The sequence below is a fragment of the Streptomyces sp. MnatMP-M17 genome, assembly GCF_900091995.1.
Classification (GTDB): domain Bacteria; phylum Actinomycetota; class Actinomycetes; order Streptomycetales; family Streptomycetaceae; genus Streptomyces.
Genome location: NZ_FMDK01000052.1, coordinates 1 through 8,347, shown reverse-complemented (window position 1 = coordinate 8,347; position 8,347 = coordinate 1). Strand labels below are relative to the sequence as shown.

7 protein-coding genes are annotated in these 8,347 nt (G+C 70.3%); 4 read left to right on the top strand and 3 right to left on the bottom strand.

The window, feature by feature from the left end; genetic code table 11:
• Positions 1-82: 82 nt before the first annotated feature.
• Positions 83-607, bottom strand: coding sequence for a cupin domain-containing protein (locus tag GA0115259_RS03015; RefSeq protein ID WP_093590421.1), 525 nt, complete (start codon positions 605-607; stop codon positions 83-85).
• A gap of 81 nt (positions 608-688) precedes the next feature.
• On the opposite strand from GA0115259_RS03015, the gene GA0115259_RS03010 reads away from it, so the two are divergent.
• On the top strand, positions 689-1,258 hold the full coding sequence (locus tag GA0115259_RS03010) for a MarR family winged helix-turn-helix transcriptional regulator (RefSeq protein ID WP_093590424.1): 570 nt from the start codon (positions 689-691) through the stop codon (positions 1,256-1,258).
• 280 nt (positions 1,259-1,538) lie between these two features.
• On the opposite strand, the gene GA0115259_RS03005 is transcribed toward GA0115259_RS03010, so the two are convergent.
• Together GA0115259_RS03005 and GA0115259_RS03000 are read right to left on the bottom strand one after the other, a co-directional pair.
• Positions 1,539-1,877 (bottom strand): thioredoxin family protein, encoded by a 339-nt coding sequence (locus tag GA0115259_RS03005; RefSeq protein WP_093590418.1) that lies wholly within the window; start codon positions 1,875-1,877, stop codon positions 1,539-1,541.
• Between the two features lie 80 nt (positions 1,878-1,957).
• Positions 1,958-3,376: a DEAD/DEAH box helicase gene (locus GA0115259_RS03000; RefSeq protein WP_093590415.1), complete on the bottom strand. Its 1,419-nt coding sequence runs from the start codon at positions 3,374-3,376 to the stop codon at positions 1,958-1,960.
• Positions 3,377-4,095: 719 nt separating this feature from the next.
• On the opposite strand from GA0115259_RS03000, the gene GA0115259_RS02990 reads away from it, so the two are divergent.
• The 3 genes from GA0115259_RS02990 to GA0115259_RS02980 all read left to right on the top strand — a co-directional run.
• Positions 4,096-4,983, top strand: coding sequence for a hypothetical protein (locus GA0115259_RS02990; RefSeq protein WP_141716432.1), 888 nt, complete (start codon positions 4,096-4,098; stop codon positions 4,981-4,983).
• Between the two features lie 157 nt (positions 4,984-5,140).
• Positions 5,141-5,434: a trypco2 family protein gene (locus GA0115259_RS02985; protein WP_141716431.1), complete on the top strand. Its 294-nt coding sequence runs from the start codon at positions 5,141-5,143 to the stop codon at positions 5,432-5,434.
• On the top strand, positions 5,424-8,347 hold a 2,924-nt coding region (locus GA0115259_RS02980; RefSeq protein ID WP_093590406.1), incomplete at its 3' end, for a trypsin-like peptidase domain-containing protein. The genes GA0115259_RS02985 and GA0115259_RS02980, both read left to right, overlap by 11 nt.

Below are 8,347 nucleotides of genomic sequence, written 5' to 3'. Positions count from 1 at the left end.
AGCGGCTGATGTCACTGCGGGCACGCGAGCCCGGCAAGATCCAAACGAGAGGCCCTAGCCGCCGGTAGGGAAGGGGGTGAGTTCAGGCGGCTGCGCGAGTCCGCCGCCAGGGGATGCTGTCGACGAAGTGGGTGTCGAAGCGGTCTTGGAAGGCCAGCAGATCCTGGGGGTCGGCGCGGCCTTGGCGGACACGTTCCAGCAGGCGGAAGTAGGCGAACCGCTCCACACCCGGGGTGATCACGATCAGCACGTCGGCACCTGCCCCGGGAAGGGCCGCGAAGGCGTGGATGGTCTGTGGCGGGACTACGAGGGTGCCGCCGGCCTCGACCTCCACCACCTCCTCGCCCGCCAGGACCTGCAGCCGTCCGTCCAGGACGAAGAGCAACTCGGCCGATCCGCGGTGATAGTGCGGGGTCGCGCCGTTCCTGCCATGCCCCAGGGTCGTACGACTGACTCCCAGCAGGCCACCGGTGGCCGACGCGTCAGCCAGCAGCGCGATGGTGTCCGACCCGGCGCCGAGGAACTCAGCGTCCTCCCGGTGTATCACCAGGGTGCTGAACCCAGGCTTCTTGTCCGCAGGCGCCCCCGGCGGGTGTGTTTCGCTCATGCCGTGATGGTCACACGCCCGATAGTACGGCGTCAAACTATACGGTGGCTCTTGTATCTGGCCTCGAACTACAATCCGGGCATGAGCGACGCAGACACCCACGACCGCACCCCCACCGCTGCTCCCCGCACACGCGCGAGCAGTTCGACAGCCACCCAGGACGCGGTGGACGGCGTGGTCGCCGCCTGGCAGGGGGAACGCCCGGACCTGGACCTCACCGCGATCGCGGTAGCCGGCCGGCTGGGCCGCGTGAACCTGCTCCTCGGCCCCGCCCAGGAGCGGGTGTTCACCAAGTTCGGCCTGCAACGCGGCGAGTTCGACGTCCTGGCAGCGCTGCGCCGTTCAGGCGCCCCGTACACGCTCAGCCCTTCAGGCCTGTCCGACCTGCTGATGCTCTCCCGATCAGGGATGACCAACCGGCTGGACCGGCTGGAGTCCGCCGGAATGATCGAACGCGCCCTGGACCGCGCCGACCGGCGTAGCTTCCAGATCCGCCTCACCGAACAGGGCTACGCCACCGTCGACGCCGCTATGACGCAGCACACCGCCAACATCACCGCCCTGCTGGCCGGCCTCACGCCCCGAGAGCTGGCCACCCTGGACGCCCTGGCACGCAAACTCCTGCACCACCTGACCGCCCCCGCCCGATGAAGTCCAGCAACGCGCGTCAGGCCCGGCGCGCCACTTCCGCACCACTCGCCGCATCGTCGGCCACATCATGCGTTCTGCGCGCACGCGGGCGTCGAGCCGGGCCGCGACCTCTTTCTGCCGCTCCCAGCGTCGAGTGCTGGTAGATCAGGGCCCCTTCTCCGAGGACTGGTCGGCGCGCACCATGGCGTCCTTTTTCGGTGAAGAACTGGACATCTGCGGCCACGATGGTGCCCGGGCCGGTCGCTGCGGGCGCAACCTCGCCGGCCGGTATGCGGCCTGCTCACAGGTGGGCGTCAAGGAACTCCCCGAGCGCGGTCCTGGACATCGGACCGCTCCCGGCCGCCATCGCCTCGCCCCGATCGATCAGCACGAAGGAGGGCGCGCCGGTGACGCCGTACCGCCGTACGGGGCCGGGGCACCTTGCGATGTCGGCCCGCACGACGATCAGTCGGCCCTCGTAGGCGTCGGCCACCTCCCGCACCAGGGGATCCATTTCCTTGCATGCTGCTGCGGCCTTGGGCCACACCCCGTGGAAGTACGCGAGCACCGGCACGTCCACCCTCGCCAGGATGAACTCGAACTCGGCTTCCTCATGGGGTTGTTGGACCCTGTTTGCCATCGGCACTCCTTGACGCTCCACTCGATGCGAGGCAGTGGGTGCCTCCTTGTGTCTCCCGACCGCGACGGCCGTACCGCCCGTCAGTGGGCCCTGCGCGCTCGGGCGGCCTTGCGGGCCTCCGCCATCGTGCGCGCCTCCGCGGCCTTGCGGGATTCCTTCGGCGGGCGGCCCGCGCGGGTACCCAGACCCCGGAACGCCGCGTTGCCGGTCTTCGCCCCGTCCTGCACCGGCGGGCGCTTCGCGCCTGTGATGCTGGTCAGCCTCTCCTCGCCGGAGCGAATCTGAGCGACCGTGGGCCGGATCCCGGCGTCCGACATCATCCGGTTCACGTCCCGGCGCTGGCCGGGCGTGACCAGCGTGACTACGCTGCCGGGCTCCCCGGCACGCGCGGTGCGCCCGCCGCGGTGGAGGTAGTCCTTGGGGTCGGAGGGCGGATCCACGTTGACGACGAGGTCCAGGTGCTCGACGTGGATGCCACGGGCAGCGACGTTGGTGGCCACCAGCACCGTGATCTCGCCGTCCTTGAACTGGGCCAGCGTGTGCGTGCGCTGCGGCTGCGACTTCCCGCTGTGCAGAGCACCCGCCCGTATGCCGCTGCTCCGCAAGTGGCGGGTGAACTGGTCCACACCGTGCTTGGTGTCCAGGAACATCAGCACCCGCCCGTCCCGGGCCGCGATCTCGGTGGCTGTCGCGTACTTGTCGGCGGGATGGATGTTCAGTACGTGGTGGTCCATCGTCGCGACCGAGCCCTCCGCCCGGTCGACCGCGGCGAACACCGGCTCACTCAGATATTGCCTGACCAGTTGATCGACGTTGCGGTCGAGCGTCGCGGAGAACAGCATCCGCTGCCCGCCGGGGGGCGTCCGGTCCAGGGTCTCCGAGACCTGCGGCAGGAAACCCATGTCGCACATCTGGTCCGCCTCGTCCAGCACCGCGATCCGCACCCGGTCCAGGTGACAGTCCCGCCGGGCGACGAGATCGGCCAGCCGTCCCGGCGTCGCCACCACGACCTCGGCACCCGCCCGGAGCGCCGCCACCTGCCGGCCGATCGCCAGCCCGCCGACCACAGTCACCGAGCGCAGCCCGAGCGCCTCCGCGTAGGGAGCCAGCGCCTCGCTCACTTGCTGCGCGAGTTCCCTTGTCGGCACCAGGACCAGCGCGAGAGGGCGCTTCGGTTCGGCGCGCCGGCCCGCCGTACGTGCGAGGAGCGCAAGCCCGAAGGCGAGGGTCTTTCCCGAGCCGGTCCGCGCGCGGCCGAGGACATCCCGGCCGGCCAGCGCGCTCGGCAGGGTGGCCGCCTGGATCGGGAACGGCTCCCGTATCCCGAGCCCCGCCAGCACCCCCATCAGCTCGACCGGCAGTTCCAGCTCCGCGAAGGAGCCGGCCGGCGGGAGGCCGGGCGCCAGTGTCCCCGGCACCGAGAACTCGCCCCGCGGGGCCCTCCCCTGGTCGGACCTGCCGGGTCCGGAGCGACCGGAGGCCGGCTGCTTCGCCTTCATGGGGGTTCCTCGTTTCGGCGCCCTGAACGGCCCTGGGCCCGTGCCTTGTCCGGCACGGGCCCAGGCTCTCTGCAAGCGTGACCCGACCTTACCAGCGCGGGCCTCGCGCCAGCCGTCCCGCGGTCCCGCGGCCCGGCCGGGCACCCGCCCCGGGGATCGTCACGCGCCGAAGGCCGGTAAGCCCCTCGACATCCGGGATGCTCCTGCCGAGCGGTACAAGGGTTCCTGCCGTAGGTGGCCGGGCGCTGGACGCGGTTGCCCCGCGGCTGGAGACCATGGCGGGCCCGGTCGGGGCGCGGGCGATCGGGGAGTTCGGGATCGATGTCTCGCGCTTGCACTGATACATGACCAGCATGTCCGCGTACGGCGCATACTCGGCCGAAGGCCAGGACGCCGATTCACGAGTGAGAGCGCGGCGTTCGCCGAGCTGCTGCACAACACCGCCGCCACCGCCCCCAAACAGATCCGAGCCGAACCACGCGCAGCAGCAGCCGAGTTCAACCGCGCGAACCGGTCGGCGATCCGCACCGAGCACCAAGGCGCCTACGTGCTACGGCAAGCCGGGGGCCCTGACTGCTCCCGGCCTGAGCTCTGGTGCAAGACGGGGCTCGCCAGGGGGACCCCAGTTACGGAGGCCCGTCCGCATGGAGAAGGATGCGGGACGGGAGGGGAATTGAATGCGTTCAGAAATGCGGGAGCCGGTGCGGACGCAGGTGCGCGTGAGGGACAGGTTCGGCGCGGTGCTGACGGCTTCGATGTCGGTGCTGTCCGTCGAGGCCCTGATCGGGGCGATCGCGCTCGTCATATGGGGGCAGACTCGGGAGAGCCCGGGCCTTCCCTACAACACGATGGGGGTCCTCTTCCTGATCGTGATGGCGCCGTTCGTGGCGGCGGCCGCAGCTGTCCTCGGCGCCCTGCTGTCGGTCGGCGTGGTGATGCCGCTCCTGGCCATGGCCGGATGGCTCGGCCGTCGGCTCTCGGGGCACGAGGCGTGGTGGTGGGTCCCGGCGCTGGCGGCAGCCGGAACTGCGTCGCCGGCCCTGGCCGCAGCGGTGCACGTGGAGGCCGGTCTCTTGGCGGGCCTCGGCGGATGGCTCGCGGTGACGGCGGCGCTCGCCACCGCGGCGCTGGTCGCCCGTAGGCTGCTGCTGCCGGACCGCCCGCGGCTCTCCGGTGGCGCGATGTTCGGGCGGGTGGCGCTGTACGGGACGCTCGCTGTCGTCACCGCCGGCACGCTCGCCGGCATCGGCCTGTACACCGGGATCGGATACGAGCCTCCGCGGCTGAGCACGGAACAGGCCGCCGGGACGTGGTCCGACGGGAAAGGCGGCACGCTCATCCTCACGGCGAACGGCAAGGCCATGGCGACCCGCGTCGAGACGTTCGACGACGACGTCTTCGACCCCGTGATGCACAAGTGCAGCGGCACCGGGACCTGGGAGTACGACCCGGGTGCCGGACCGCGGTCCCAGGAGGTGGTTGTGTCCGTCGACGACTGCCCCATGGACAACTGGGAGGTATTCGGGACCCCCGAGCACCCGAAACTGTTCGTCTACATCGGCGACCCCGACAGCTGGGACCTCTACATCCTGCAACGCCGCGACTAGGACTTGTCCGAGTTCACCCCGTGGTTCACCTCGTGAGAGACCAGGCCGATTGCCGGGGTGGACGGGCCGGGGACTGATGCGGATGATGTGGCTCAGGTCAGTGGTAGGTGACCAGAAGAGCCGGTTGGGGGCCCTGCTTATGAATGATGCGGTCGAGTTGGCAGACATGATCGCGCGGCTGCGCCAGGAGCTGAGCCGGGCGATGTCAGCCGGTGCGGACACCGACCTGCGGTTCAAGGCGGAGCGGGTGGAGCTGGAGCTGACTGTGGGAGTGGAGCGGACCCATGAGCCGGGGGTGAAGGTGAGGTTCTGGGTGTTCGACGCCGGTGCTACGGCGAAGCGGTCAGCCACGGTCACTCAGAAGCTCACGTTGACGTTACAGCCGGTGCGGACGGACACGCCGGACCAGATGGCGTTGATCTCCGGAGACGAGTTGCCCGGTGAGTACTGACGGGGCGGCAGTAAGCGGCGGGCTGGACCCGCACCGCATCGCGGAGGTCATCGTCACCACCACTGCCGGTGGCAGACGGCGCGGGTCGGGGTACCGGGTCAGCGACACGGCCGTACTGACCGCGTTCCATGTAGTGGCCGAGGCCGCGGGGGTGCAGGTGCGTTTCGATGCCGACCGACCGGGTCAATGGGTCGCGGCGGCGGTGGTGGCCTGGTGTGACACCGGCACCGATGTGGCTGTGCTGACCTTCGCGGCCCAGCCGGGTGCCACCCCCGTCGCGCCCGCACAGTTCGGGCGTATCGGTGAGGACCGTCATGCCGTCATCGGTGTGCACGCGGCGGGATTCCCGCTGTGGAAGCGGCGCCGCGGCGCCGATGGGACACAGTTCCGGGAACTGCACCAGGCGGACGGAACCGTGGCGGCGCTGTCCAACCTGAGGACCGGCACCCTGGAGATCACCATTGCGGCAGCGACCGCCGACCCCGACCCCAAGGTGTCGCCCTGGTCGGGGATGTCAGGGGCCGCCGTATGGGCCGGGCGCCACATAGTCGGGGTGGTCGCCGAACACCACCGGTGGGAAGGGACGGGCCGGCTGACAGCGACCCGCATCGACCACACCCTGCGCCGGGTCGGCGAGCCGCACCGGGGAGAGCTGGCCGAGCTGTTGACGATCGCCGACCCGCAGGCGCTGCCTGACGTGGGTCCCAGGCCGCCCATTGCGGATTCCCCGCCACCGCGGGCAAGTTCGAAGGTCATCGGACTGCCGGTCACGCATGGGCTGGAGTTGTTCAAGAACCGTACTGACGTACGCCAGACGATCGGCCGCCACCTCTCGGATCCGGCCATCCGCATGGTGACCGTCACCGGGCGACGAGGCATAGGCAAGAGCGCGGTCGCTGCCAAGGTCATGGAGATGCTGGAGCGGGGTGAGTGGCCGGGCCTCGCCCAGGCTCCGGTTCCGTCGGGGCTGGTGAATCTGAGCACCCGTACGTCAGGTATCTCCCTGGAGCGCCTCTACTTCGACTGCGCCCGCCTGCTCGGCTCCGATCGCGAGACGCGTCTGCTGGACATCTGGGCCGCGAACCGCCCCGTACAGGACAAGATCGGCGAGCTGTTCGCCGCGATGGGGGACCAGCTCTTCATCATCCTGATGGACAACCTTGAGGACCGGCTTCAGGACGACGGCCGACTCGACGACGACGAACTCGCGATCTTCCTCGACTGCCTCTTCCGGGCAAGATCCACGCCACGGCTGCTGGTCACGTCACAGATACCGCTACGACTCGCGCCCGAGTTGCGCCGTTTCGCCGCAGAAGTCGAGCTGTCCGACGGGCTGCCGCCCGCCGATTCCATCGCGCTGCTGCGCGAACTCGACCAGGACGGGCGCCTTGGTGTGGCGCAGCTGTCCGACGAGCAACTGCTGCAGGCGGCCGTCCACGTCCACGGGGTTCCGCGCGCGCTGGAGCTGTTGGTAGGCGTCGTGGCCGACGACATGCTGACACTACCGACGCTGCAGGACGTACTGGAGGACTTCACCCAACGCGGCGACGTGGTCGCCAGCCTCGCCCAGGACCGGTACCAGCGGCTCGTCCCCGAAGGCCGCACCGTGTTGAACGTCCTCGCGGTGCTGCGCACGCCCGTGCTGAGGGAGGCGATCGAGTGGATCGTGGGCGGCCTCGATCCCGGCCTCGACGTCACGCCGGTCCTGTCCCACCTGCTCCGCATACGCATGCTGTCGGTGGACCGGACCAGCCGCACCTTCGCGCTGCACCCGATGGACGCCGACCTCGCGTACGGCGCCATGCCACGCGATGGCACGCTGGGACGGCTGTCCCTGGAGCGGCGGGCTGCCGACTGGTACGCGAGCATCGCCCCGCCCCGCTCGCAGTGGCGCAGTCTGGACGACATACAGCCGTACCGGCGCGAATTCGACCACCGTGTGCGCGCCGGGGACATGGACGATGCCGCACTGGTCCTCGGCGCGATCAGCGAATGGATGATCTGGCAAGGCTCGGTGCTCGCCGTGATCTCGATGCATCTGACCACGGAGGGACGGTTGACGGACGAACGGGCGCGCCTTGCCCATCTCATCGGCTTCGGGCACGCCCGGCTGAGCGGAGGCCCGATGGCACACGCGGCTGACCTGTTCATCGAGGCGGCCGACCTGGCGGAGCGGATCGGCGACCTCCAGGCGCTGCAGAACGCCATGTTCGGCCTGGGCGACGCCTACCGTCAGCTGGGCCGCCTCGACGCCGCGGTGGACCCGCTGGCCCAGGCCGCGGAGCTGGCTCGCGAGATCGGCGATTCCGAGCGTGAGGTGCACGCGATCCTGAGCCTCAGCCTCACCCACAGCTACCTGGGCGACGGGACGGCGGCCCTTGCCGGTGCCGACCGACTGCGCGAACTCGCCGGCACATCCGGCGACCTGCTCACCGAGGCCCGTGCCTGGAACGCACGCTCAATCGCCCTGCTGGTCCTGGGCCGCTGGGAGGAGGCGATCGCGGCCGGCGACGGAGCCATGCGTGCGTACCGGGACGCGGGCAGCAAGGAAGCGGTCACCTACGCCCTCAACGCCCAGGGCGTCGCCTTGATCGCGTTGGGGCGGACGGGAGAAGCACTGGCCGCACTCGACGAGGCGCTCGACGAGGCGTCGCAGATCGAGAACCCACGCGCGGAGGGAGTCTGCCTTTACAACATGGCGTGGGCCTACTGGACCGACGGCCGGTACGAGCAGGTGGCCGGGGCCGCCGAGCGAGCAGCGGTCTCACTGCAGCTCGCCGGGGCGGCGGAGGCGACGGCGGCGGAAGCGCTCGCCGAGGCGGCCCACGCGCGGATGGTGCCCGACCCGCAGTCGGCCGCCGACGCGCTGGCCCGGGCCGCCGACGGCATCGGCGGCAATGTCGAAATGGGTCG